The following is a 23,508-nucleotide window of genomic DNA, read 5'->3' as shown; positions in this document are numbered from 1 at the left end:
CCGTAATCCGTTGCCGCAGGGCAGGATGCGGTGTTTGTCCTGATTTCACGGCGGTCGGCCGGTGTCGGCGCTGGTAGTGGCTGTGGCGGGCGCGTGTGGCCTCGATGTGTAACGGTGCGGTGGCGGGCGAGATACTCTTTGCGGCAACAAGTTTCGAAGATCATCTGTGTGGTGATGGAGGGGGAGTGGCGATGGAACGTACGGACATTTCGTTCGCCGTGGTCAACTCGGGTTCGATTTCGGGAGGTACGAATGCGTGAGACGCCGAAGATCGTGAGTTTGACGGCGGCCCTCGCCGCGCTCGCGATCCCCACGGCCGCACAGGCAATCGCGGAGGCGTCCGTCTCGACGGGAACGGACGAACCTCGCGTCACGGCGGCACGGGAGGAGGCCCGGCCGGAGCGTCAGGTCGCCTTGCCGAACGACGTCGAGTTGATGAGCTTCACGACGCATCGCACCAGCGATGGCAAGTTGTTCGCGCAGCATGGTTCTCATTCATCTCACTCATCCCATTCCTCGCATGCCTCTCATGCGTCTTCCAGTCCGGGGCTCGGCGGACCGAATGTGCCGTACATCCCACCGCCTGCTGTGACCACACCGGCCGCTCCGCCGCCGACCACGACCCCACCGACCAGCTCGCAGCCTGCTCCCGATCCGTTCCCTCTGGCGTGCACGCGGGCAAAGGAGGGCCTCGGCCTGAATGAGATCGCGCGCGAACTGCAGGAGGTCTTCGGCCTCGCTGCGACCGAGGCCGAGGATCTTGCCCAGCGAGCATTGGACCAGTGCACGGTGGTTGACGCGACTGCGGTGCCCCCTCAGTGACCGAGCGGTGAACTATGCCAGGTGCTCTCGGCGAGTGTGGGTTTCGTGTTCTGTGAGGGGATCGAGTGATGTCAGTGTCTGATTTGGTTGTCGACTTCAGCAGGTCGGTGCAGTCGCTCGACGCGCTGCAGGAGGCCGCTTACCGCTTGATCGGGCAGGCGGCATGCCAGATCGACGAAGCAGACGGGCGATACGTCTGTCGGCTCTCACCAACGCAGTCAGAGCTCCGGGGTGATGAGTTGCGCACTCATTTCCTGAATCTCGTGACGGACGAGAACTTGCGCGAGAAGGTCGGTCGTGAGACCGGCCGGTATCGCGATGTCATCGTCGCGTTGGCATTCGGATCGCTGGCAGAGGGGGAGTGACCGTTGGTCGGCTTCGCCTCGGCGGACTCGTTCCGTCCCGACACATCCCGGCTGCGACTCCTGCCCATTCGGTTCGAGCGGCTCGGTGCAGACCGCTTCCTCGTCGGCAACATGGTTGGCGACATGGCGGAAATGACGGCAACCGAGCTGGAACGGTTGTGCGCGCTCGATCTCACCCCCGGTGACGGGCTATATGAAAGGGCTTTCGAGAAGCTCTTCATCGGATCGGCCGATCAGCGCGCACCGCAGCAGCTTCTCGCCCTTCGTCTGCGAAGCCGCCTGAGCTTCCTGCGCGCCGCCACGCCATTGCACCTGTTCGTTGTCACGCTGCGATGCGAGCACTCCTGCCCGTACTGCCAGGTGTCGCGTCAGAGCAAGGACCGCGTCCGCTACGACATGGACAGAGCCACGGCGTCCAGGGCACTGGATATCGCGCTGTCCGCGCCGGCACCGATGATCAAGATCGAGTTTCAAGGCGGGGAGCCGCTGCTGAACTTCGAGCTCATCCGGTGGATCGTCGTGACCGCCGAGGAGCGTGCGATGCCCCTGGGCAAGCAGTTGCAATTCGTGATCACGACGAACCTGGCACTCCTGGATGACGAAGTGCTCGAGTTCTGCGCTGAGCACGATGTTCTGCTCAGTACGTCGCTGGACGGGCCGCGCGATCTGCACAACAAGAATCGGCCCCGTCGTGGCCAGAACAGCTACGAGCTCGCGGTGGCCGGAATCGGGCGCATTCGAGAGCGGCTCGGTCCGGACCGGGTCGGTGCGTTGATGACCACCACCGAAGCGAGTTTGGATCGTGTGGAGGAGATCGTCGACGAATACCTCGCGCAGGGTCTCGACGGCATCTTCCTGAGGCCGTTGTCCCCGTACGGTCATGCGATCAAGACCAAGCAGTTCCACAAGTACGACGCCCGAGAATGGCTCGAATTCTGGAAGCGCGGTCTTCGCTACATCCTGGAGATCAACAAGTCCGGGCGCTGGTTTCCCGAGTTCTATTCGGCCCTGATCCTTCGCCGGATGCTGAGCGATGAGCCCATCGGGTATGTCGATCTGAGAAGTCCGGCGGGGATCGGGCTCGGTGCGCTGGTCTACAACTATGACGGCACCGTATTCGCCTCGGACGAGGCGCGGATGCTCGCCGAAATGGGGGACCGCAGCTTCGAACTCGGCAATGTTCATGAGCATGGTTACCGAGATCTCGTGTTGTCCGACACGCTGGTGTCGGCGGTGGCGGATTCGCTGACCCAAACGGCTCCACAGTGCTCGACGTGCGTATTCGAGCCCAACTGCGGCGCGGACCCCGTGTATCACCATGCGACACAGGGGGATCTGCTGGGGATCAAACCGCTATCCGAGTTCTGTGAGCGACAGAAGGGCGTGATCACTCACTTGTTCGAACTGTTGGAACACTCACCCGAAGACGCCGCCGTTCTTCGGGAGTGGGCGTCATGAAACCTCTTCTGCTGGTAGGACGATCACCGGCGGCGGACAACGTTGGCCTCGGTGACGAGAACCGGATCGTGCGGCTCCGTCCCCCGAACAGTGCCCCGTCTGATGATCGCGATGCCGCGCTGATCGTCGATGATGGCGACTGGAAGACGGCGCAGGCGAATGGATTCCGGATCGCGGTGGGGCGCGATGTGTGCCCGGACGGCGCGTCGACGAGCTACCTCCGACTTCCGGCGGGGTTCGCCGAGGTCGGCGATGGCGATGTGATGAGCATCTACCCGCGGTCGGGTCGAGTGAGGTTGCTCTACCGTCGGTCGTCGCGGCACAACTTCTTCCTCGTCACCGAACGCTGCAACAACTATTGCCTGATGTGTTCGCAGCCGCCGAAGAAGGTTGATGATGGCTGGCTGATCGACGAGATCGCAGAGGCACTGTCACTGCTCGACCCGGCGACTCCCGCACTGACGTTCACCGGCGGGGAACCGCTCACCGAGTGGCGCCGATTCATCGGGCTGCTGGAGCTGTCGCGGGATCTGCTCCCGGACACCGCGATTCACGTGTTGACCAACGGGCGCGCCTTCTCCGTTCCCGAGGTCGCGCACGCCTGGGCCGAGGTCGGGCATCCGCAGCTCTCAGCAGGTATACCGATCTATGCGGCGGTGGATCACATTCACGACTATGTGGTTCAGGCCGCGGGCGCGTTCGATGAAACTGTTCTCGGCGTGCTCCGACTCAAGAACCTAGGGCAGCGGGTCGAGATTCGTATTGTTCTGCACGCCATCACCGCGCAGCGTCTCCGTGAGACTTGCTCGTGGATCGCGCGTAACCTTCCATTCGTCGATCATGTGGCTCTGATGGGCATGGAAAACACCGGCTTCGCGGTCGCCAACGACGCCACACTGTGGATCGATCCCGTCGATTACCAGGAGCAGTTGAAGGCTGGTGTCGACGCCCTGTCCGTTGCCGGGGTGAACGTTTCGATCTACAACCTGCCCCTGTGCGTCCTCGATGCCAGCATCCGGCCGTTCGCTGTGCAGTCGATCTCGGACTGGAAGAACGCGTACGTCGCGGAGTGTGACAACTGCTCGATGCGCCACGAATGTGCCGGCTTCTTCTCGACAGGCCGACCGAAGTTCAGTCGGGGGATTGCCGCCATCTAAGGTCAGGCCAATTCACACGAATCTCGCTGGGTGCGCTGCTGCGCGGCTGAACAGAATGGTTCTTCGGTAGCTGTTGTGCGCCAACGTGATTGGGTAGGTCCGGCGGGGGAGGGGATGATGTGGGGACTGCTGGCCATACCGATTGGGTACGGGTGGGGATTGGCGGGCAGGCTTTTCGAGCCGCGATACCGGCTGGCGCCGTTGGATCGGGCCGTTGATGACTTGGCGACGGCTCGGACGGTGCTCGGTTTGGTTATCAATATCTTGGTGCTCGGGGAGTATTCGGGCAGCGCGGTTGAAGGTATGGCATTCGCGAGCGTTCAACGTCTCGTGCTGTCGGCGATAGTCGCGTTTCCGGTCTGTTTGATCGCCATGGTCGTGATCCTGGCGGTGACCTATTCGGCGCACCGGGCTGATACTGCTGCACAGTTGGCTCATCCGCTGCGGACGATGGGGATCTGTATCGCAGGTGTCGCGGCTTTGGCCATGGTTCCGGCGTTGTTGTCGACATTCGATCGATTCGCGGGGCCGGTGCCGGGTCTGATCGCGGTGGTGGCGGTCATGGCTTCCGGGCTGGCGGTCGTGCCGTTTCTGATCCGTGCGACTTTTCTGATTACCAAGCATTGGTTCAATGCCGTCGACGGGCATCTGCTGCTCGGGCCGACCGTGGCCGTCATTGTGACCTGGACGGTTGCCGCCATCGATCTCACCGCCCGGGAATCGACGTTGCTGCCGGCCCGGGTGGATCTTACCCTGCTGCTGGGCGGGTGCGTCACGATTACGATCCTCGCCGTCCTCGAAGGCCGTCGTGCGCACCAGAGGTACGGTGTCAGCTTTCGTTCGGGGGCTTGGCCGCCTGGTCTGCGCTGGTGACCGTCTCCGATTCCAAAGCGGAATCGGAGACGGTTTCGCTGTTATGCGCTAGCGATCAGCAGTGCACCTTTACGAAAGGGCAGGTGATGGCGTCCAGCAGGGTTTGTACGGCGGTTGCGCTGCCCGAGGCCGAGCCGGAGTCGGGGGTGGTGGTTGCCACCGGGGTGAGGGGGGCTTCGGCGGTCGCGGGGGCGGCTGCGGCCGCGGCGATGGCGGAGATGAAGATGACGCTGGTCATCGCGGTGCGAATGGTGTTGCGCAAGGCCACTGAGTGAACTCCTGATCGAAATTGAGCTGACATACTGCTGGGCCGGAGTGAATTGGTTTGCGGCACATGCGCATCAGATCCCCCGGTACCGGGATGCATCACGCAGAACTTGGAGATCCCCGATTATCCCCGCCCCGGCGGGAAGACTACGCACGGCAGTGATGCCGCGCAATCCGGCTTCACAGAGAAGGAGATCCGGAACTCTGTTCTGCCGGTGTGGAAATGGCTGACGCCCGGCGCGGGTGTTGCGCCGGGCGTCAGTCGGTGGTGGTTACTCGTATTCCGTGCCGTCCTTGCGGAGCAGGTAGGCGGGGGAGACGAGTTTGCCGATGGCGCGGCCGCCGAGGATTTCGGAGTAGCGCTCGGTGGCTGGGCGGACCACCAGGCCCTCGCGGATGTTGGTGGCTGTGCCGGTGATGGTTTCGGTGCCGTTCGCGAGCTGGAGCAGGGTGTCGATGTCGTACGGGCCGTCATAGAGCACCGGTACGCGGGGGATGTCCGCGGCCAGGTCTTCGAGGGCGACGTCGATTTCGGCGGGGGTCAGCCAACGGCGGGGGTCTGTTTCCGTGCCGACGGCGATGTCGAACAGCGCGTAGCCGATGGTGTCGTTCTGTCCGGCGTTCGCCCCGTAGTGCAGGTCCTGTACGCCCGCGCCGTAGACCTCGCCGAAGAGGGCGACGCGGTCGACGTCGAGGGTGGCGGCCAGCTTCCGGGCGATGTCCGGGAGCTGGAAGCGGCGGACGGCGCGCCAGTACAGGTTGGCATCGCTGTCGGCGATGGCGAGGTTCTGTGCGCCGATTCCCTTGGAGGACACCAGTACTCGGTCGCTGGCGCGGTCATAGGTGAACAGGCAGGCGCTACCGTGAATCTTCTCGGTGGCGATGACGTGCTCGCCGGCGGTGAAGATCTCCGGGTAGCGCGCGATGTTCTCCACATCGATCCAACGGATCAACTCCGGCGCGGACTCAACCTGCCCCGACATCGAAACCGGTACGGGCGGAGCCCATTTGGTTACCCCGAGCAGTTCGGCGAAGTCAGTTCCCGCCGCAGCCGCCGCCGCAAGATCCACCTCCCCGATCAGCGCGGGCAGACACACGATCCCCTGCGAGACCTCACCGCGCAGCCGAACGATCTTCACCCGATTACGCGCCCCACCCGCCAGCTTCCCCGTCAGCCCGAGCTCCTCGATCAGCACATCCGGCAACACAGCCTGCTCCGGGATATACAGCGCGTAATCTCCAGTCGCGAACTGCCCCTTGGCCACAACCGCGCGATACAGCCCAACCTGCGCCAGCTCCAACCGATCCGCGTTCGGATGCGGATGCACGACCAGCCGTTCGACGGTGACCTTGAGTGTGGACATGAATTCTCTCCCTCCGATCGTGCGAGGGTAGGTGCGCGGTCAACAGCGAGTCCACCGGATTTCGCATGCGCGGACGGGTGCCGACGGCGCGGAAATTGCCATTGAATTCAGCGCGCAACCGAAACCTGTTGGTGCGTCAGCCGAACGGCGGCCGGTCGTTGGGAGCGGCTCGGCCGGGTAGCGGGTGCTCAAGGTAGCCATCCGCGAAGAACTGCATCGAGCCGCACAGGTTGCAGCGGTAGGCGTGTTGGTTGATGACCTGCTGGCTCAATTCGGAGGGGCGGTCCGATAGCCACCGGGCTGTGCCGGTGACGAGCCCGAGTATGCCGATGTAGGTGCGTTGCTGTTTGCACCACGGGCAGGATAGGTCGATCGCTTCGCGCCTGCGCTTGATCTCCTCTTGCTCCTGGGCCAACTGGTCCGAAACTTTCTTGATGTAAGCCTCGGCTTCACTCAACGACAGTTGTTCCGGCTTGCGCCAGACTTCGCCATACCCCTCGTGGACGGCGGTCCGCAGCATCGCGAACTCCGCTTCGGAACGCGCCACCACCCGCGTCCCCTTCAACCCGCCAGGCTTGCGATAACTGATCTCCGCCCGCAAAACCCCTTGCGGCAGAAACCTATTCATCGACACCCGCTTGGGATCATCCATCCCCGGCTTGTATTCGATCCCCCGATCCGACATGAGCAGGACGCTACACTGCAGGGGCGACGGCCGCCTTGCAGTCAGCAGAGGGCCGGTAGTGCCTTTACCAGCTGCGTTCGAAGTAGTTGTCTACTTCGGCTTCGGCGCGGTCGAGGCGGGCGGCTTCGAGGGAGGCGGGGTTGGCGGTGGTGAAGGCGCGGGCGGATTCGACTTGGGGGTCGGAGTTCAGTTCGCGCATGGCTTCTGCCACTTGGGATTGGATCTCGTGGAGGGCTTGCTGGTAGGCGGTGAGGATGGAATTGCCTTGGGGGCCGCTGATTGCGAGTAGATGGTTTTGGGCGTCTACTTCGACCGTGATGCCGTCGACTGTGGCTGTGGCGCGGATGGTGGCCAAGGCGTGTTGGGCGCGTTGGACTTTCACGCCTAGTTCGTCGTGTTCGCTCGGCATGTCAGCCTCCTGCCATGGCGGTGAAGACGAGGATGGGGAGTTCTCTGTGCAGGTATCCGGTTGCGGTGCCGTTCCATTCGGGGGAGCCGCCGAGGGCGGTGTCGAAATCCGGGTTGGTGGCGTACTTTCCGGCGGGGACCTGGGTTTGCAGGGCGGCGGGTAGTCCGGTCGGTTGAGTGGATTCGCCGGTGGCGTAGCGGGTGCGCAGGTCGGTAGCGGTGGCCGGGGCCAGTTCGACTACGGCTTCGAGCCAGTAGGTGACCAGACCGGGGCCGCCCCGGGAATTGTCTCGGCTGGTCCAGGTCACGGCGACCGGGTCGCCGATGAGGGGGAAGTACTTGCGCAACGGCTCGGCGTTGTGGCGCAGTTCTTCGGACACGGTGCTGGTCCTTTCCTGCGGATTCGGATCGGAAGATGTTGTGGTGCAGCCGATTACGGACGCAGCGAGGACGGTCGCGATCGCACCGGCGAGTAGCGGTCGCAGCGCGTATGCCCGCGATGGCTTCCTCATTTGGGTCGTGCTCCGCCGGTATTGCGATCGTTATCGGGCATGCGGCCGTCATCGCCGTCGCCGCGGCCGTCGGAACGGTCCTCGCGGCCCGGATTGCGGTCGGGGTTGGAGGTTTCCGCGACGACGCCGCTCGAGGGCGGTTGGCCGACATCCCAGGACACCGTGCGGGTGATGGTGCCGTGGGTTTCGAAGGGTTTCGCCCAGCCGATCTCGGTGAAGCGGCCGTTCTCGTTATCCTTTGCGCCGGTGCCGATATCGCTCTTGCCCTTGTCGAAGTCGTAGTAGTCCTGCGCTTCGACGGTTACGTCCATGGTGACGCGATTGCCTTCGACCCGCACATTGGCGTGGCTCCACTGTTGATGCCCGCCGATGGCCTTCTGCCAGTTCTCGGTGGCCGGATAGTTCTTGCCCGCAACGGTATTCGGGTCGCCGGTGATTTTGAAGTTGGTATTGCCGGTGCGCGCGAAGTAGTCCGCCGCCATGGCGGCTCGGTTGACTTCGGAGTCGACCGAATTGCGAATGTTCTTGTCCTCGCGGTACGCCTCGTCGTAGTCGAACTCCATCTTCTTGCCGTTGTTGTCCCAGTAGTGCCGGTACAGCGCGGTGGCATCGTCGAAGTCGGACTTCACGTATTCGCCGCCGAGCAGTTTCGCCTGCCACTTCTGCTTGGCCAGCCAGTCGCTGAAGTTGCCGTCCTTCGAGTCGTAGATGAAGGTGTCGTCGTGTTTGAGGAAGGGTTCCTTCGGATCACCGATCCGATACTTGCCATCGGGTGAGACGGGCGGCGGGATGGGCGCGAGGTCCGGCATCGGCCCGGTCGGCGTGTCCTTCAGCGTCGCGAGCGCGGTCACACCCGATTTGATGGAGGTGGCGGCCTGATCCTCGCCCTCGCCGAATTCCTTTAACAGTTCCTGCAATTGGGTTTGCAGCCAGGATGCTTGCCCGTCGAGCTTGTTCTGCATGAGCTGGGCGATGATGTCACCGGGAACGCCCGGATACTTTGGCGCAGTGACGGTTCCGTCGTCGGCGACCTTCATGCCCGCGGCGGGTGCGGACTGGTCGACGATCTTCAGCACCGCGGTGCGGGTCGCGTCCAGGCGGCCGCCGTAGGTCTTGTAGTAGTCGGCGACAGCGGTGACGATTTCGTCGATCCTGGTGCCCGTCAACCGCTGTGAGATCTTCCCGGCGGTCGCGGCGGAACTGGCCGCGCCCTTCCAGTTGGCGGTGGTCTTGTCGACGGCGGTGCTCATATTGCCCACCTGTTTGGTGAATTCGGTGGTTCCCGTATCGAGGGCTTTGCCGAAGTCGACCATGGTGGAGGGCAGGCAGCCGCGCACGTGGCTGATCGTCGTCATCAGTCGGGAATCTTCTTGCCGTTGGGCAGGCGGCCCGCCTCGCCCATCAGTTGTCCGAACTGTTCACCGAAGGCGGTATCGACCTCTTCGTACGTCTTCGCGCCGGATCCGGCCACCCGGGCCATATTTCGCACGCGATCACCGAGCGCGTGGAAAGCTGCCTCGGTGTTCTCGTCGATCGCGGCGGAGACCTCGTGCACCGGAGATCCCGGCATGGTCACCGCCACATCGATTTTGATGCCGGTGATGGCATCGGCCTGCCCCGTCAGCGTCTTGCCCAGCTCACGCAACGCATCCGCGTCGACCTTGAGGATGTCAGTCATGTTCCCCCGATCAATTAACCGTCCTGCCCCACGACAGCGCGAGATTAACCGATCGAGAACCCTTGTGCAGCTCGAACTTTCAGTGGCTTGACAGCACCGCCAAGATCAGCTCGAGGCGTTCTCAGCCCTCCCAGACGCGACTGGCGATGAACGTCACCCAGTCGTCACCCGAGAACGCAAGGACCGGCCCGCGACCGTCATCCTCGGTATCGCGCACCAGGGTCGCGCCGGGATCGTGCCGGACTTCGACGCAGGCTTTGCCGCCTTCCGACCTGCTCGACTTTTACCAAATGCCGAATGCCGGTCCCGTCACGCCGCATACTCCTTTGCGCACTGCAACACCAGATCTCTGCTGGCCTGTTCTGATAACGCTACCGCCGTGAGGGCCGAAATGGTCGTCCGATACCTGTCCACCACGTCTGCTCGCTCGTGATAGACAGCGGTGTTACTCGCACCTTCGACGTAGACCACGGGCGGCTCCACGAGTCCCCTGTCGAGCGGTGGGAATTCGAGCAGGGTGAACGATTGAACGGTGAGTCCCTGATGCGGTCCGACCCGGAACGGCACGACGCGGATGCTGAAGTTCTCCCGCTCACCCGATGTGGCGAGCCAACTCAGCTGTGCCGCCATAACTTCGGGGGGTGCGGGTTGGTGCCGCAGCACCGCCTCCGAAAGCAGCACCGTCAGTTGGAAATTGGGCTGATCCAGCCGCGCTTGCCGACGTGTTGTCAGTTCGATCCGGCGTTCCAGATCGACCGCTGAGAGCTCCGGTTCATCGATGCGGATCACGCTGCGGCGGTAGTCGGGCGTTTGCAGCAACCCCGGCACCATGACGAGTTGATGTGTGGTCACCCGGTCCGCGGCGGACTCCAGTCGCAGATAGTGCGGGAAATGGGCCTCGTACTGGTCAGCGTACGGTCGCCAAAATCCCTTCGAATTACCCTGCTGCTGTTGCGCTTTGGACTGCTCGCGCACCTCTTCCCACAGTGTCAGAGCGGACGGTGGTGGCCGCTTCGTAGAAGGTGAGATCGGCGGCGCTTCGCCGCGAATGAAAACCGCACGGTGCGTATTCAAATTCGCGACCGCCAATGCATTACGGCAGCCATCGGCCGGGACCTGCGTGGCAGGCATCGCGGAAAACTCGCCAGATCCGGACTGCGGCAACAGAATTGGAAGGAGAAGACCGTGGAATTCTACGGCCCGCGCTTGGAACGATTGGAAGACTGCCACGTTCGTGACGACGACATCGCGATGAACGCGGCCGAGGCGCTCGAAGCCTCGATTATTCACCGCGACTGCGATCCGGTGTTCTGTGCCAGACGGATGGAAGCGGGCCGGATCGTCAGTGTCGAGGTTGACCGATATGCGGAGAGATCGAACATTCATGTGCTCCCGGGCGGCAGGCTCGGGGATGGACTTGGTAAGGGTTGAGGTTGATGGAGTGAGTCGGGCGAGACTTAGGAGCGGGTATGGGTGTGCGGCGGGCGTTGGTAGTCGGCGGCGGGGGAGTGGCGGGAATCGCCTGGGCCAATGGGCTGGTGGTGGGGTTGGCCGATGCGGGGGTGGATATCACCGAGGCCGAGTTGATCGTGGGGACGTCGGCCGGGGCGAACGTCGCCGCGCAGATCAGCAGCGGCCTGTCGTGGGAGGAGTTGTTCCGGCGGCAGGTGGATTCGGCGGTGTGGAGTCAGGAGCTGACGCCGCAGGGGACTCCGGTCGAGGAGGTGTGGGAGCAGGTCGCGGCGATTCACGCCGAGGCTGAGGGTGATCCGATGGGCGCGCGGCGGCATTTGGGAGAGCTGGCGCTGGAGGTGGAGACCGTGCCCGAGAGCGCGCGGCGAGCGGTGGTCGAATCGCGGCTGCCGGTGCACGAATGGCCGGAGCGAGCGCTGCTGGTCACCGCCGTCGACGCGCTGACCGGCGAATTGCGGGTATTCGACCGCAATTCGGGCGTTTCGCTCGTGGATGCCGTGACCGCCAGCTCGGCGGTGCCGCTGGTGTGGCCGCCGTACACGATCGACGGGGTGCGCTATATCGACGGCGGTGCGCGCAGTTCGGCCAATGCGGATTTGGCGTCCGGGTTCGAGCGCGTGCTGGTGATCGCGCCGCTCCCCGATGACGCACTGGGGGAGCAGGTCGCCGATTTGATCGAGCGGGACGCGCGGGTCGAGGTGATCACGCCCGATGAGGCTTCGCTCGAGGCATTCGGGACCGACCCGCTCAACGCCGCCACCCGCGTGCCCGCCGCGAATGCCGGACGGGCGCAGGGCAAGTCGGAGTCCGCGCGCGTCGCCGGACTCTGGACTCAGGCCGCGGAACTCGGCCGGTAATCCAACCGGCCCATCCGCGTGCGCTGGTAACCCGGACCAGCGCGCCGGTACGCCCCGGGCCGGGGCTCAGTCCGCCGATCCTCGCCGGTAACGCCCGATCAGGGCGTCCAGCGAGTACGGCCCCGGCCCGATGATCGCGATCAGGAAGAACGACCAGCAGAACAGCACCGCGGGTTCGCCGCCATTCTTGATCGGCAGAATGCCGTGCTTCAGATGCACGGTCAGAAACGCGTAAGCCATCGCGCCCGAGCAGAGCAGGGCGGCGATCCGGGTGCCGAGGCCGAGGGCGACCGCAGCGCCCGCGACCAGTTCGATCATTCCGGCCCACCAGGACGGCCAGGCTCCGACCGCGGGTAATGCGCCGTGCGGCGCCACGGGTTTGCCGAAGAGTGTGGAACAGCCGTGGAAGGCGAAGGACACGCCGACCAGGACGCGGAAGAGCGCCAGGACGACGTTGGTCAGGACGGTGGGTTTGGCCGCAGTGGTCGGTGCGGCGGTCAGCAGGTGCATGGCGTGCTCCGTTGGATGTGCGGCTCGGGGGGTGTGCCTACCTATGAATACGAACCCGCGAGGTGCTTGGTTCTGTGCTTTGATCAGGGCATGACGGATACCGAGATACCACGCGTCGTCTCCGCCAGCCGGGAGATCGACGCTCCCGTGGAGCGCGTTTTCGAGCTGATCGCCGATCCGGCGGAGCAGCCGCGCTGGGACGGGAATGACAATCTGGCGGAAGCCGTTGGCGGGCAGCGGGTTCGCGGCGTTGGCGAGGTGTTCCTGATGACGCTCACCAATGGCGCGGTCCGGGAGAACCACGTGGTGGAGTTCGTGGAGGGCAAGCGTATTGCCTGGTTGCCGTCCGAACCGGGTAAGGAACCGCCGGGTCATCTGTGGCGCTGGTCGGTGCAGCCGCTCGGTGACGGCCGCACCAAGGTGACACACACCTACGACTGGACCGAATTGAACGATGAGAAGCGTGAAGTGCGCGCGCGGGCGACGACGTCGGAGCGGTTGCTGGCCTCTGTCGATCGCCTCGCCGCGCTCGCTGAACAGCCGTGACTCATTGCGGAAATAGTTGATTCTCCTGAACGTAACATCGAATCCAGCTGTACAACTGGCGAATTAATGCGGAATTAGTACGATCCGTGTAGTTCGTGGGTTGGTTGAGACGAGGGCTCTTCGGCTCGACCGGCTGGTTCGTTGTGAGGGAGAGTCATGGGTTTCGCGGTCCGCGCCGCCATTGCGGTTGCCACGATGGGGATTTCATCGATTTTGACCGTGCCGGTGGCCTCGGCTCGCCCGGCGGCCCTGCCGCCGGATCCGTCGCATGCCAAACCGGCGGCCACCATCACGATCCCGCCGAGCGCGCTGGCGCAGCGGATGCAGGCCGCGGTGCAGGCGGTGGCGGCCCGCGCGGAAACCGGTATCGAGGTCGTGGACACCGAGACCGGTGCGCTGCTCGCCGGGGTGAATGATGACAAGCAGTTCTACACCGCCTCGGTGGTGAAACTGCTGATCGCCCTGGACGCACTGGGAGACGGTGCCGGACAACAGGATTCGGCTTCCGTGCAGCGCATGCTCTCGGCCAGTGACGATGCCATCGCGAGTCGGCTGTGGGGTGCGGGCGGTGGTGCGGAGATCATCACGCGCATGTCCGAGCGGATCGGCCTGACTGCCACCGCGGCGGCGTCGGATACCGGGCAGTGGGGCGAAACCCGCACCACCGCAAGGGATGTCATGGCCATCTACCGGTATCTGGTGAATGAGGCCCCCGCGCCCGCGCGGTCGGTGATCCTGGACGCCATGGGGCAGGCCGCCGAGATCGCCGCCGATGGTGTCGACCAGTATTTCGGCATTCCGGATGCCATGCGCGGCTGTGACTGGGCGGTGAAACAGGGCTGGATGTGGTACGGCTCATCGCTGGTGCTGAATACCACCGGATTGGTCGGGCGCGATCTGCGCTATGCCGTCGTACTGCTGAGCAGTCAACCGGCGGTGAGTATTTCGGCCGGTGGTGCGGCGCTCACCGCGGGTATCGGGGTGCTCCGCGACGCCATGGGAATCTGAACAGGACGAAATGGACGCCGCGAGTATGGGATTGCGGTTCCCCGATGCAGGGGTGGGCGCGCGGTACTGTTGAGAGGTGACTACCGGTGAGGGGGGCCCTCGGGTACAGCGGACGTCCGGGCGGGAAGCGGGGGTGTCGGCGCGACTTCGAGAAGCCATATTCGCAGCGCACGAGGAAGCGGTGCGCGCGGTGGCGTCGGCATCGGATTCCGGGCTGCCCGTCAATCGCGATCTGATCGAATTGATCGAATTGCAGCGGCGCATCATTCGCATCGCGGACCAGTTCGCCGATGAGCCGGCGCGGCCGATGCGTCCGGCGCGCGATGGCTCGGCGACGGCGATGGGCGCGATCTCGCTGGCGATTCCGATCGCGACCAAGCCCGCGGCCGATGTGCTCGGCATCGCGGATCCGATCGCCTCTCCGCTGCCGTGGCCCGCGGTCGACGGCGACGCCGATTCCCGCCTGCATGTGATCGAAGAGCCCGATATCTGATCGGCCGGGTGAACCGCGCGGGCTCGCATCGCGTGAACAGGGGATAGGAATTCCTCGAAGGAGGACGCCATGTCCACCCCTACCCCTGTCCGCCGCCGGATCATCGGAGCCGTGTGCGCGGCTGCCGCAACGGTTTTGATCGCCTCGGGCTGTTCGAGTTCGAGTGCGCCGAGCGATACGGTCGCCGATCAGGTCACCATCTCCGCGCACATGTTCATGCCCCCGGCCAGTGTGAAGGCGGGTGCCACGATCACCGTGCGCAATGACGACACCGATGAGCACACGGTCACCGCGACCGGGGGCGCGTTCGACACCGAGGTGCAGGGGAAGCAGACGGTCACCTTCACCGCGCCGACCGCACCGGGCACCTACGACTTCTACTGCAAGTACCACTCCGGTATGAAGGCGACTTTGGTCGTCGCGTAATCGATCTCGGTAAAGTGCTCATTCGGTGAGCACTTTGCGGCGGAATATGGTCCTCGACGCCGATCGAGGAGGTAACCGTGTACGAGTTCGAGAACCCCGCCCAGTGGGAATCCTGGCTGGCCGCACACCATGCCGACGCGGATGACGCGTGGCTGCGCATCGGCAAGAAGGGCACCACCGGATTGATCAGCATCGAGCAGGCCGCCGAAATCGGACTCTGCTACGGCTGGATCGACAGCCACCGGCGCGCCCTCGACGAACATTCGTTCCTGCAACGCTATTCGCGCAGGCGGCGGCGCAGCCCGTGGTCGCGCCGCAATATCGAAATCGTGACAGCGCTGACCGAAGCCGGTCGCATGCGCGCCCCGGGTCTCGCGGAAGTCGCCGCCGCTCGGTCCGACGGTCGGTGGGCGTGACATCCGATCGCGAACAGGTCGGATCGCCCTGGTGCCGCGTCCGGAAACATCGTGCGGGAATCCCCTTCGGGATGACGGGCTGATTGACGCGTGAACAGTCTTGGACCCGGAACTAGGCCGCAGCGGCGCTCGAAAGTCGATGTGGCGCAGGTCAATGAACTGCGGCCAACGCCCGGTCGAGTTGTTTGCGGTGGCGGGTGAACAGGCGTGGATTGTCCAGGGCGCAGACGGCCACCGGAATGTCATCGAGTTCGTAGAGCACGGTGAAGGATTCGTCGTCGAGTGCGCCGTCTATCACTCGCAGGCCGGTGGCGGCGGAGGGATCGCCCGCGAGTTGCAGCAGCTTGCCGTACTGGTGGGACCAGAAGTAGGGCGCGGTTCGCGGTGGCGGTGCGGTTCCGGTGATTTCGGCCGCGATGGTGTTCGCCTGTGCGATGGCGGCGTGCCAGTGCTCGGTGCGAGAGTGCCCGCCGGTTACCGGATCGGCAACGCGCGCGCAGTCGCCGATGGCGTAGACGCCGGGAATCGCGGTGCGCCCCAGATGGTCGACCGGGAACCCATTCGGGCTGTGCAGCAGGGGATTCGCGGAACTTGCCCACTCCGTGTTCGGCAGTGAGCCGATACCGACGAGTACCGCGTCCGCTGCCACACGCTGACCGTCGACGAGGTGAACCGCCCCGGGCAGTACGGCTTCGATTCGCGTGGCCGTCAGCAGGCGCACTCCGTGCCGCGCGTGCAGCGCCGCGCAGGCCGAGGCGACGCTCTCGCCGAGCGCACCACTGCCGGGTACGGCGGCGGCATCGATGAGCGTGACGTCGACGCCGAGCTCGCGCGCGGCAGCGGCCACCTCCGCGCCGATGAATCCCGCGCCGATGATCGCGAGTTTCCGTGTGTGCCTGAGCATTTCATGCAGCCTCGCGGCGTCGTCCAGGTTGCGGAGGTAGTGTGCCCCGGGCAGGTCCGGGAAGCGGCGGGCCCGCGCCCCGGTCGCGAGAACGACGATGTCCGCTACGACCGCCCCGCCGCCCTCCAGCGTGATCACATGCCGCGAGCCATCGGCGGCGGGGTGTTCATCGCGCCGATCGACACGGTGCGCGCCGGATGTGGTTGACCAGGTGCCCGCATGCCGATCGGCGAGCGACCCGGCGGTCGCGCCGACCGTGTCGGTTCGAGCCGAGCCGGGGGTGAAGTCGATCGCGCGGTGGCCGAGGAGCCATTCCGCGTCCAATGCCGTTGTCTCGGAATGGTCTTCGAGGAGGCTTATCGGCTCTCCGGTGTGCAGGAATTGCTTGGAGAGGGCGGGGCGCTCGTAGGGGAGGTGGGGTTCGTCGCCTATGAGGGTGATGGGGCCTGGGAAGCCGCGGGCGCGCAGGGCGCGGGCGGCGGAGAGTCCGGCTAGGGATGCGCCGACAATGGCGATCGAGGGGGTCATGAGTCGGTGTTCGGGGTGAGGATGATGTCGTCGCCGCGGACCTCGACCCTGTGCGTGCGCACAGCGCGTTTGGCGGGCGGGCCGGAGGCAGCGCCGGTGCGCAGGTCGAAACAGGATTCGTGCAGGGGGCATTCGACGGTGCAGTCCTGCACCCAGCCGTCGGCGAGGGAGGCGTCCTGGTGGGTGCAGGTGTCGTCGATGGCGAAGAGCCCGTGCTCGGTGTGGAAGATCGAAATCGGCGGCAGGCCAGGGTGATTCACGGTGAGCACCTCGCCCACCGGTAACGCGCTCAGGCGTCCGGCCAGCAGGGTGAGCGATGGGATCGATGCGGGCATGGGCCCTCCCGGAACGAGGTATGTTGCGAATGACGCGTTATGTCGCGCTATGTGCAACAGTTTGGCCGCTCCCGCCGGACCCGTCAACAGCAGCCGAAACACCCGGGAAACAAAGGGAATACGTATTTCGCCATTCCGGTTGACAGGCCGATCCGGCGGGCGGAGCATAGTTGCGTATTACGGCACTTGGTGCGCAATACGCAACACTTTGGAGGCTCGGTGATGCAGCCGCGAGTCGTCATCATCGGTGCGGGAATCGTGGGCACGGCGCTGGCGGACGAAATCACCCGGCTCGGCTGGACCGATGTCACCGTCACCGATCGCGGACCGCTCTTCCGCACCGGCGGATCCACTTCGCACGCACCGGGTTTGGTGTTCCAGACCAACGGTTCCAAGACCATGGCGGAACTGGCCCGGTACACCGTGGAGAAATTCACCGAACTGGAGGCGTTCGACCCGGTCGGCGGTCTGGAGGTCGCCACCACCCCGCAGCGCTGGACCGATCTGCACCGCCGCCACGGCTGGGCGAAATCCTGGGGTATCGAATCCCGGCTGCTGGATCCGCAGGAATGCGCCAAACTGCATCCGCTACTCGATCCGGATCGCATTCTCGGCGGATACCACACGCCCACAGACGGTTTGGCGCTCGCGCTGACCGCCGCCGAGGCGCAGGCCCGGCGCGCCATCGCGTGGGGCGCACGATTCCTGGCCTACTGCGAGGTGGTGGAAATCCTGCGTGGTGACGGCCGCGTCACCGGCGTGCGCACCGCCGACGGTCAGGAATTCCCCGCCGATGTGGTGATCTGCGCCGCCGGTTTCTGGGGTGCGGAACTGGGGCGCGCGGTGGGCCTGACGGTGCCGCTGGTCCCCATGGCGCACCAGTTCGCCAAGACCGGCCCGGTGCCCGCCCTCGACGGCGGTGAACGCCTGCCCATGCTCCGGCATCAGGATGCCGACCTGTACTACCGCACCTACGGCGACCGCATCGGCATCGGCTACTACGGTCACGACCCCCGGCCCGTGGATATGCGAACGCTGTTGCAAGACACCGCATCCGAATCCATGCCCTCCATGCTGCCGTTCACCCCGGCGGAGTTCGAACCGGCCTGGCGGGAGAGTCAGCGGCTGTTACCCGCCCTGGGTGCGGCCGAGCTGGCCGAGGGCTTCGACGGCATCTTCTCCTTCACCCCCGACGGCTTCCCGATCCTGGGCGAACATCGCGATATGGCCGGGCTGTGGGTCGCCGAGGCGGTGTGGGTGACGCATTCGGCCGGTGTCGCCAGGGCCGTGGCGGAGTGGATCGTCACCGGCACACCGGAAATCGATCTGCACGAATGCGATCTGTACCGCTTCGAGGACGCCGCGCACAGCCCGGATTTCATTCGGCGCACCAGCATGCAGGCGTTCGTCGAGGTCTACGACATCATTCATCCCCATCAATACCGCAGTGCGCCAAGGGGATTGCGCACGAGCCCGTTCTATTCGCGCCAAAAGGCGCTGGGCGCGTACTTCTTCGAGGGCGGTCTGTGGGAGCGCCCGGCCTGGTTCGACGCCAATGCGCATCTGACGGCCGAACTCGCGGCCCAGGGCGTGGACTTCCCGGTGCGCGACGAATGGTCCGGCAGCTTCTATTCACCCATCTCGATAGCCGAAGCACGCTGGACGCGAACGCATGTCGCCATGTACGACATGACCCCGCTGACCCGCTACGAGGTGAGCGGATCCGGCGCGGCGGCGTTCCTACAGCAGTTGACCACCAACGATGTCGGCAAGAAGCCCGGCGCGGTGACGTACACCCTGCTCCTGGACTACAACGGCGGTATTCGCAGCGATCTCACCGTGGCCCGATTGAGTGATCAGCTGTTCCAGGTCGGCGCGAACGGCCCGCTGGATTTCGACTGGTTCACCAGGCATCTCCCCGGCGACGGCAGTGTCACCGTCCGCGATATCACCGGCGGCACCTGCTGTCTCGGCGTCTGGGGGCCGCGGGCGCGCGATATGGTGCAGCCGCTGTGCGCGGATGACCTCTCGCACAAGGGTTTCGGCTACTTCCGGGCGCTACGCACCCATCTGGGCAGTATCCCGGTCACCATGATGCGCGTCTCGTACGTCGGCGAGCTCGGCTGGGAGATCTATACGACCGCCGAACACGGTGCGGCACTGTGGGATCTGCTGTGGGATGCCGGTGCGGAGCACCGGGTGATCACGGCCGGGCGCATCGCCTTCAACAGTCTGCGGCTGGAGAAGGGCTATCGCTCCTGGGGCACCGATATGACCGCCGAGCACACGCCCGAGGCCGCCGGAGTCGGCTTCGCCGTGCGGCAGAGCAAGGCGTCGTTCATCGGTAAGGCCGCATTGGAATCGGCTGTCCCGCCGCAGAAGACGCTGCGTTCGGTGGTCCTGGACGATCCGCACGCGGTGGTACTCGGTAAGGAGCCGGTCACGATCGACGGCGTCGTCGCGGGCTACATCACCAGCGCGGGCTATTCCGCGACCATCGGCCGCTGTATCGCGTACGCCTGGTTGCCCACCGCCGTCGAGCCCGGTGCCCAGGTCCAGATCGACTATCTGACGCAGACATTCACCGCCCGGGTGCATGCCGAGCCGGTGGTCGATCCCGAGATGTCGCTGATCCGGAGGTAGCACATGTCCGACACCTACGATGTCATCGTCATCGGCCTGGGCGGTATGGGCAGTGCCGCCGCGTATCACCTTGCGGCACAGGGGTACCGGGTACTCGGGCTGGAGCGATTCACGCCCGCGCACAATCGGGGCTCCAGTCATGGCGGTTCCCGCATCATTCGCCAGTCCTATTTCGAGGATCCGGCGTACGTTCCACTCCTGTTGCGCTCCTACGAGTTATGGGAGCAGCTGGCCCGCGACTCCGGTGATGAGGTGTACCGCCTCACCGGCGGTCTGTACGTCGGCCCGCCGGAGAGTCTCACGGTCGCGGGCAGCCTGCGCGCCTCCCGGGCCTGGTCGCTACCGCACGAGGTGATGGACGCCGCCGAAATCCGCAAAGCCTTCCCGAATTTCGCGCCAGAGCCGCATTTCATCGGGTTGTACGAGGAACAGGCGGGCTTCGCGCGACCGGAGTTGACCGTCGGCGCACACCTCGAACTCGCCGCACGGGCGGGCGCGACGCTGCGCTTCGGTGAACAGGTGCAGGACTGGAAGGAGTCCGGCGGCGGAGTCACCGTCACCACCGCCACGGGTGTGCACACCGCCGGGCAGCTGGTGATCTGCCCCGGTGCCTGGGCTCCGAAACTACTGGCGGACCTGGGCGTCGGCATCGAGATCGAGCGCCAGGTCATGTACTGGCTGGAGCCGGTGATCGGCGCGGCCAAATTCGAACGCGATCCCATCTACATCGCCGAAAACGACGCGGGCGCACAGATATACGGCTTCCCCGCCATCGACGGCACGGACGGCGGCGTGAAAACCGCGTTCTTCCGCAAGGGCATCGTGTGCACCCCGGACACCATCGATCGCGAGGTGCACGCGCAGGAGGTGACCGAAATGCGCAGCCGGGTAACCGAATTGCTGCCCGCCCTGGCCGGACGCCTGCTGCACGCCGCCACCTGCATGTACGCCAACACCGCCGATCAGCATTTCGTCATCGCCAGGCATCCGGCGCATACCGCCGTCACCGTGGCCTGCGGATTCTCCGGGCACGGTTTCAAATTCGTGCCCGTGGTCGGCGAGATCCTGGCCGAGCTCGCCATGACCGGCGGCACCCGGCACCCCATCGATCTGTTCGCCCCGCAAAGGCTGGTGACCCTGTGACCTCGGATCTCATCCCCACCCTCGGCGGTGAGTACTACTGCGACCCGGCCGTTTTCACCGCCGAACAGGAGCACATCTTCGAACAGATGTGGTTCTGCGCGGCCCGCTCCGGCGATCTGGCCGACCCGGGCGCGTTCCGGCGGGTGCAGGTCGGCCGGGAGAGCGTTCTGGTGGTGCGCGGCCACGATGGCGAACTGCGCGCCTTCCTCAATATCTGCCGGCACCGCGGCGCGATGATCTGCACCGAATCCGAAGGTCAGGTGCGGCGCAATCTGCGCTGCCCGTATCACGCGTGGACGTACGGCCTGGATGGGAAGCTGATCGCCGCACCGAATCTCGGTTCCCTCCAAGATGATTCGGGAGCTCCGATCGATCGGGTCGCCTACGGTCTGATTCCGGTCGCCCTGCGGGAATGGCTCGGCTACGCCTGGGTCTGCCTCGCCGATGATCCGCCCTCGTTCGAGACCGAGGTGATGGGCGCGGCCACCGCCCGCCTCGGCGATCCGGCCGCCATCGATCACTACGACATGGCGGAACTGGCCGTCGGCAAACGGGTGGTCTACGACGTGGCGGCCAATTGGAAACTCATCGTCGAGAACTTCATGGAGTGCTACCACTGCGCCACGATCCACCCGGAGCTGGTGGAGGTGCTACCCGAGTTCGCGGGCGGTTTCGCGGCCCAGTACTACGTCGGCCACGGAGCCGAATTCGGTGATCGCATCGACGGATTCACCGTCGACGGCCGCGCCGGATTCGATCCGCTGCCCGGCCTGGCTCCCGAACAGGATCGCAAGTACTACGCCATCACCATTCGGCCGACCGTCTTCGTGAATCTGGTGCCCGACCACGTGATATTCCACCGCATGTACCCGATGGCGCATGATCGCACCATTGTGGAATGCGATTGGCTGTACGCACCCGATGTCATCGAATCCGGGGGTGTGCTCGACCATTCCGTGGAACTGTTCCACAGGGTGAACGAACAGGACTTCGCCGCGTGCGAACGTACCCAGCCCGCCATGTCCTCGCGCGCCTATCGCAAGGGCGGCGTACTGGTGCCGGCCGAACATCACATTGCCGAATTCCACGAGTGGACCCGCAAGAAGATCGGCGAATCATGTTAGGCGAAGAGCTCTGTAGTGCGCCGAATCTGTATATCGACGGCAAATGGGTGCACGCCGCGGGCGGCGGCACCCGGGACATAGTCAATCCGGCCGACGGTTCGGTGATCGTCACCATCGACGAGGCCGATCGCGCGGACGCCGTCACCGCCGTGGCCGCCGCACGAGCGGCCTTCGATACCGGCGGCTGGCCACAGACCCCGCTGGCGGAGCGCGTCGGCTATCTGCTGCGCATTGCCGAACTGCTCGATGCCGAGCGGGATCGGATCGCGCACATCGAAACCCTCGATACCGGTAAGACCCTGCGCGAGAGCTATATCGATATCCACGATGTGATCGCGGTTTTCCGGTACTACGCGAATCTGGCCAGTACCCAGGCGGATCGGCTCATCGATACCGGGAATCCGGCGGTCATCAGCCGCGTGGTGCGTGAACCGGTGGGAGTGTGCGCGCTCATCGCACCGTGGAACTATCCGCTGCTCCAGATGTCGTGGAAGATCGCACCCGCACTGGCGGCCGGATGCACCATGGTGGCCAAGCCGAGCGAGGTCACACCACTCAGCACCATCGCGCTCGTCCATGTGATCGACCGGGCCGGGGTGCCGACGGGCGTGGTGAACCTCATCCAAAGCAGCGGTGCGACAGTCGGTTCCGCGCTCACCGACACCCCCGACGTGGACCTGATCTCCTTCACCGGAGGCGCGCAGACCGGGGCGACCATCGCCCGCACCGCCGCCACCCACATCACCCGGGTGGCGCTGGAACTCGGCGGTAAGAACCCGCACATCATCTTCCCGGACGCCGACTTCGACAGTGCCGTGGATGCCGTGCTGACCGGGGTATTTCTGCACTCGGGCCAAGTCTGTTCGGCCGGAACGCGTTTGATCGTGCACGAGTCCATCGCCGACCGCTTCGTCGCCGAACTGGCGCGCCGGGCCGAGCGCATTCGCATCGGCCCGGGCCTGGACCCCGCCAGCGAGACCGGTCCGCTCGTGTCCGAACAGCATCGCGCGAAGGTGGAAGCCTATGTGGCCCTGGGCATCGCGGAGGGCGCGACGCTGATCACCGGTGGCGAACGCCCGGCGGACCCCGCGCTCGCCGAGGGAAGCTACTACCCGCCAACTATTTTCGACGATTGCCGCCGCTGGATGCGCCTGGTGCAGGAGGAGACCTTCGGTCCCATCCTCACCGTGGAACGCTTCAGCACCGAAGCCGAGGCGCTGGCACTGGGCAATGACACCGCCTACGGCCTGGCCGCGGGTGTGCGCACCGCCGATACCGCACTCGGCGAGCGCATGGTCCGCGCCCTGCGCCACGGCACGGTGTGGCTCAACGACTTCGGCTACTACACCCCCGCGGCCGAATGGGGCGGCTTCGGCCGTTCCGGCACCGGCCGCGAGCTCGGCCCCAGTGGCCTGGCCGAATACCAGGAAACCAAACACATCTGGCACAACACCGCACCCGCGGTGGGTGGATGGTTCGCCGCCGACAACTGAATATGTTCCGCTGCTTTTCT

Annotated in this window: 26 protein-coding genes and 1 pseudogene; 15 read left to right on the top strand and 12 right to left on the bottom strand. The window is 65.1% G+C overall.

Annotation, left to right across the window (positions count from 1 at the left end; genetic code table 11):
* Nucleotides 1-252 precede the first annotated feature (252 nt).
* The 5 genes from hxsA2 (at nt 253) to ACFC4D_RS34640 (ending at nt 4,675) form a co-directional block, all read left to right on the top strand.
* Nucleotides 253-822: a His-Xaa-Ser repeat protein HxsA2 gene (gene hxsA2 / locus ACFC4D_RS34660; RefSeq protein WP_376069558.1), complete on the top strand. Its 570-nt coding sequence runs from the start codon at nt 253-255 to the stop codon at nt 820-822.
* A gap of 74 nt (nt 823-896) precedes the next feature.
* Nucleotides 897-1,187, top strand: a complete 291-nt coding sequence (locus tag ACFC4D_RS34655) for a hypothetical protein (protein WP_375968447.1) — start codon at nt 897-899, stop codon at nt 1,185-1,187.
* A gap of 3 nt (nt 1,188-1,190) precedes the next feature.
* Entirely contained in the window at nt 1,191-2,645 is a 1,455-nt protein-coding gene (gene hxsB / locus ACFC4D_RS34650) for a His-Xaa-Ser system radical SAM maturase HxsB (protein ID WP_376069555.1), read from the top strand.
* Complete coding sequence (gene hxsC, locus ACFC4D_RS34645; protein ID WP_375968445.1) at nt 2,642-3,802, top strand: His-Xaa-Ser system radical SAM maturase HxsC; 1,161 nt, start codon at nt 2,642-2,644, stop codon at nt 3,800-3,802. Before hxsB ends, hxsC begins: the two co-directional genes overlap by 4 nt.
* A gap of 117 nt (nt 3,803-3,919) precedes the next feature.
* Nucleotides 3,920-4,675 carry a hypothetical protein gene (locus ACFC4D_RS34640; protein WP_376069552.1) on the top strand — a complete coding sequence of 252 codons (756 nt, stop codon included), beginning with the start codon at nt 3,920-3,922 and terminating at the stop codon, nt 4,673-4,675.
* 55 nt (nt 4,676-4,730) lie between these two features.
* On the opposite strand, the gene ACFC4D_RS34635 is transcribed toward ACFC4D_RS34640, so the two are convergent.
* The 9 genes and pseudogenes from ACFC4D_RS34635 to ACFC4D_RS34595 form a co-directional block, all read right to left on the bottom strand.
* On the bottom strand, nt 4,731-4,943 hold the full coding sequence (locus tag ACFC4D_RS34635) for a hypothetical protein (RefSeq protein ID WP_375968443.1): 213 nt from the start codon (nt 4,941-4,943) through the stop codon (nt 4,731-4,733).
* Nucleotides 4,944-5,214: 271 nt separating this feature from the next.
* On the bottom strand, nt 5,215-6,306 hold the full coding sequence (locus ACFC4D_RS34630; RefSeq protein ID WP_376069549.1) for an RNA ligase (ATP): 1,092 nt from the start codon (nt 6,304-6,306) through the stop codon (nt 5,215-5,217).
* 136 nt (nt 6,307-6,442) lie between these two features.
* Entirely contained in the window at nt 6,443-6,991 is a 549-nt protein-coding gene (locus ACFC4D_RS34625; protein ID WP_376069546.1) for a hypothetical protein, read from the bottom strand.
* Nucleotides 6,992-7,055: 64 nt separating this feature from the next.
* The gene (locus tag ACFC4D_RS34620) at nt 7,056-7,400 is read right to left on the bottom strand and encodes a hypothetical protein (protein WP_376069544.1); all 345 of its coding nucleotides are present in this window, start codon (nt 7,398-7,400) and stop codon (nt 7,056-7,058) included.
* A gap of 1 nt (nt 7,401) precedes the next feature.
* Nucleotides 7,402-7,779, bottom strand: a complete 378-nt coding sequence (locus tag ACFC4D_RS34615) for a hypothetical protein (RefSeq protein ID WP_376069541.1) — start codon at nt 7,777-7,779, stop codon at nt 7,402-7,404.
* 128 nt (nt 7,780-7,907) lie between these two features.
* Nucleotides 7,908-9,266, bottom strand: a complete 1,359-nt coding sequence (locus tag ACFC4D_RS34610; RefSeq protein WP_376069539.1) for a hypothetical protein — start codon at nt 9,264-9,266, stop codon at nt 7,908-7,910.
* Nucleotides 9,266-9,589: a hypothetical protein gene (locus ACFC4D_RS34605; protein ID WP_364638453.1), complete on the bottom strand. Its 324-nt coding sequence runs from the start codon at nt 9,587-9,589 to the stop codon at nt 9,266-9,268. Before ACFC4D_RS34605 ends, ACFC4D_RS34610 begins: the two co-directional genes overlap by 1 nt.
* A 121-nt stretch (nt 9,590-9,710) precedes the next feature.
* A pseudogene (locus ACFC4D_RS34600) lies at nt 9,711-9,860 on the bottom strand (DUF397 domain-containing protein); the annotation flags it as partial.
* A 38-nt stretch (nt 9,861-9,898) separates the two neighbouring features.
* Nucleotides 9,899-10,975 (bottom strand): DUF5753 domain-containing protein, encoded by a 1,077-nt coding sequence (locus ACFC4D_RS34595; protein ID WP_376069536.1) that lies wholly within the window; start codon nt 10,973-10,975, stop codon nt 9,899-9,901.
* Between the two features lie 83 nt (nt 10,976-11,058).
* Here ACFC4D_RS34595 and ACFC4D_RS34590 point away from each other — a divergent pair, with 83 nt between their 5' ends.
* On the top strand, nt 11,059-11,919 hold the full coding sequence (locus tag ACFC4D_RS34590; protein WP_376069533.1) for a patatin-like phospholipase family protein: 861 nt from the start codon (nt 11,059-11,061) through the stop codon (nt 11,917-11,919).
* Nucleotides 11,920-11,985: 66 nt separating this feature from the next.
* Here the strand turns inward: ACFC4D_RS34590 and ACFC4D_RS34585 are convergent, their stop codons facing one another.
* Nucleotides 11,986-12,429 carry a DoxX family protein gene (locus ACFC4D_RS34585; RefSeq protein ID WP_376069531.1) on the bottom strand — a complete coding sequence of 148 codons (444 nt, stop codon included), beginning with the start codon at nt 12,427-12,429 and terminating at the stop codon, nt 11,986-11,988.
* A 90-nt stretch (nt 12,430-12,519) separates the two neighbouring features.
* Between ACFC4D_RS34585 and ACFC4D_RS34580 the strand changes: the two genes are divergently transcribed.
* The 5 genes from ACFC4D_RS34580 (at nt 12,520) to ACFC4D_RS34560 (ending at nt 15,318) form a co-directional block, all read left to right on the top strand.
* Nucleotides 12,520-12,975, top strand: coding sequence for an SRPBCC family protein (locus ACFC4D_RS34580; protein WP_375968432.1), 456 nt, complete (start codon nt 12,520-12,522; stop codon nt 12,973-12,975).
* Between the two features lie 156 nt (nt 12,976-13,131).
* A complete protein-coding gene (locus ACFC4D_RS34575; protein ID WP_376069529.1) occupies nt 13,132-13,983 on the top strand; it encodes a hypothetical protein in 852 nt (283 codons plus the stop codon).
* 76 nt (nt 13,984-14,059) lie between these two features.
* Complete coding sequence (locus tag ACFC4D_RS34570) at nt 14,060-14,476, top strand: hypothetical protein (protein WP_376069526.1); 417 nt, start codon at nt 14,060-14,062, stop codon at nt 14,474-14,476.
* A gap of 69 nt (nt 14,477-14,545) precedes the next feature.
* Nucleotides 14,546-14,902, top strand: a complete 357-nt coding sequence (locus ACFC4D_RS34565) for a cupredoxin domain-containing protein (protein ID WP_376069524.1) — start codon at nt 14,546-14,548, stop codon at nt 14,900-14,902.
* 77 nt (nt 14,903-14,979) lie between these two features.
* Entirely contained in the window at nt 14,980-15,318 is a 339-nt protein-coding gene (locus ACFC4D_RS34560; protein ID WP_376069521.1) for a YdeI family protein, read from the top strand.
* 151 nt (nt 15,319-15,469) lie between these two features.
* Here ACFC4D_RS34560 and ACFC4D_RS34555 read toward each other — a convergent pair whose 3' ends face one another.
* The gene (locus ACFC4D_RS34555; RefSeq protein WP_376069518.1) at nt 15,470-16,750 is read right to left on the bottom strand and encodes an NAD(P)/FAD-dependent oxidoreductase; all 1,281 of its coding nucleotides are present in this window, start codon (nt 16,748-16,750) and stop codon (nt 15,470-15,472) included.
* On the bottom strand, nt 16,747-17,085 hold the full coding sequence (locus ACFC4D_RS34550; protein ID WP_376069515.1) for a bifunctional 3-phenylpropionate/cinnamic acid dioxygenase ferredoxin subunit: 339 nt from the start codon (nt 17,083-17,085) through the stop codon (nt 16,747-16,749). The genes ACFC4D_RS34555 and ACFC4D_RS34550 overlap by 4 nt, the downstream gene beginning before the upstream one ends.
* A gap of 222 nt (nt 17,086-17,307) precedes the next feature.
* Here ACFC4D_RS34550 and ACFC4D_RS34545 point away from each other — a divergent pair, with 222 nt between their 5' ends.
* Genes ACFC4D_RS34545 through ACFC4D_RS34530 form a run of 4 tightly spaced genes read left to right on the top strand, consistent with a single transcriptional unit; the run spans nt 17,308 to nt 23,488 of the window.
* Complete coding sequence (locus ACFC4D_RS34545) at nt 17,308-19,728, top strand: FAD-dependent oxidoreductase (RefSeq protein ID WP_376069791.1); 2,421 nt, start codon at nt 17,308-17,310, stop codon at nt 19,726-19,728.
* A 3-nt stretch (nt 19,729-19,731) separates the two neighbouring features.
* Complete coding sequence (gene solA, locus ACFC4D_RS34540) at nt 19,732-20,871, top strand: N-methyl-L-tryptophan oxidase (RefSeq protein ID WP_376069512.1); 1,140 nt, start codon at nt 19,732-19,734, stop codon at nt 20,869-20,871.
* Nucleotides 20,868-21,995, top strand: coding sequence for an aromatic ring-hydroxylating dioxygenase subunit alpha (locus ACFC4D_RS34535; protein ID WP_376069509.1), 1,128 nt, complete (start codon nt 20,868-20,870; stop codon nt 21,993-21,995). The genes solA and ACFC4D_RS34535 overlap by 4 nt, the downstream gene beginning before the upstream one ends.
* Entirely contained in the window at nt 21,989-23,488 is a 1,500-nt protein-coding gene (locus ACFC4D_RS34530) for an aldehyde dehydrogenase family protein (protein WP_376069506.1), read from the top strand. Before ACFC4D_RS34535 ends, ACFC4D_RS34530 begins: the two co-directional genes overlap by 7 nt.
* The last annotated feature ends 20 nt before the right edge of the window (nt 23,489-23,508 follow it).

Origin of the sequence: Nocardia sp. NPDC056000 (genome assembly GCF_042269265.1) — a bacterium.
Classification (GTDB): Bacteria; Actinomycetota; Actinomycetes; order Mycobacteriales; family Mycobacteriaceae; genus Nocardia.
Note: the sequence above shows the minus strand (reverse complement) of the source record. Positions and strands in the feature narration are given on the sequence as shown.

Coding starts and splice junctions, on each gene's coding strand:
- hxsC (WP_375968445.1), top strand. CDS start 2,642: ATGAAACCTCTTCTGCTGGTAGGACGATCACCGGCGGCGGACAACGTT.
- ACFC4D_RS34555 (WP_376069518.1), bottom strand. CDS start 16,750: ATGACCCCCTCGATCGCCATTGTCGGCGCATCCCTAGCCGGACTCTCC.
- ACFC4D_RS34580 (WP_375968432.1), top strand. CDS start 12,520: ATGACGGATACCGAGATACCACGCGTCGTCTCCGCCAGCCGGGAGATC.
- ACFC4D_RS34550 (WP_376069515.1), bottom strand. CDS start 17,085: ATGCCCGCATCGATCCCATCGCTCACCCTGCTGGCCGGACGCCTGAGC.
- hxsA2 (WP_376069558.1), top strand. CDS start 253: ATGCGTGAGACGCCGAAGATCGTGAGTTTGACGGCGGCCCTCGCCGCG.
- ACFC4D_RS34585 (WP_376069531.1), bottom strand. CDS start 12,429: ATGCACCTGCTGACCGCCGCACCGACCACTGCGGCCAAACCCACCGTC.
- ACFC4D_RS34590 (WP_376069533.1), top strand. CDS start 11,059: ATGGGTGTGCGGCGGGCGTTGGTAGTCGGCGGCGGGGGAGTGGCGGGA.
- ACFC4D_RS34625 (WP_376069546.1), bottom strand. CDS start 6,991: ATGTCGGATCGGGGGATCGAATACAAGCCGGGGATGGATGATCCCAAG.
- solA (WP_376069512.1), top strand. CDS start 19,732: ATGTCCGACACCTACGATGTCATCGTCATCGGCCTGGGCGGTATGGGC.
- ACFC4D_RS34545 (WP_376069791.1), top strand. CDS start 17,308: ATGCAGCCGCGAGTCGTCATCATCGGTGCGGGAATCGTGGGCACGGCG.
- ACFC4D_RS34595 (WP_376069536.1), bottom strand. CDS start 10,975: ATGAATGTTCGATCTCTCCGCATATCGGTCAACCTCGACACTGACGAT.
- ACFC4D_RS34530 (WP_376069506.1), top strand. CDS start 21,989: ATGTTAGGCGAAGAGCTCTGTAGTGCGCCGAATCTGTATATCGACGGC.
- ACFC4D_RS34610 (WP_376069539.1), bottom strand. CDS start 9,266: ATGACGACGATCAGCCACGTGCGCGGCTGCCTGCCCTCCACCATGGTC.
- ACFC4D_RS34620 (WP_376069544.1), bottom strand. CDS start 7,400: ATGCCGAGCGAACACGACGAACTAGGCGTGAAAGTCCAACGCGCCCAA.
- ACFC4D_RS34605 (WP_364638453.1), bottom strand. CDS start 9,589: ATGACTGACATCCTCAAGGTCGACGCGGATGCGTTGCGTGAGCTGGGC.
- ACFC4D_RS34575 (WP_376069529.1), top strand. CDS start 13,132: ATGGGTTTCGCGGTCCGCGCCGCCATTGCGGTTGCCACGATGGGGATT.
- ACFC4D_RS34640 (WP_376069552.1), top strand. CDS start 3,920: ATGTGGGGACTGCTGGCCATACCGATTGGGTACGGGTGGGGATTGGCG.
- ACFC4D_RS34565 (WP_376069524.1), top strand. CDS start 14,546: ATGTCCACCCCTACCCCTGTCCGCCGCCGGATCATCGGAGCCGTGTGC.
- ACFC4D_RS34630 (WP_376069549.1), bottom strand. CDS start 6,306: ATGTCCACACTCAAGGTCACCGTCGAACGGCTGGTCGTGCATCCGCAT.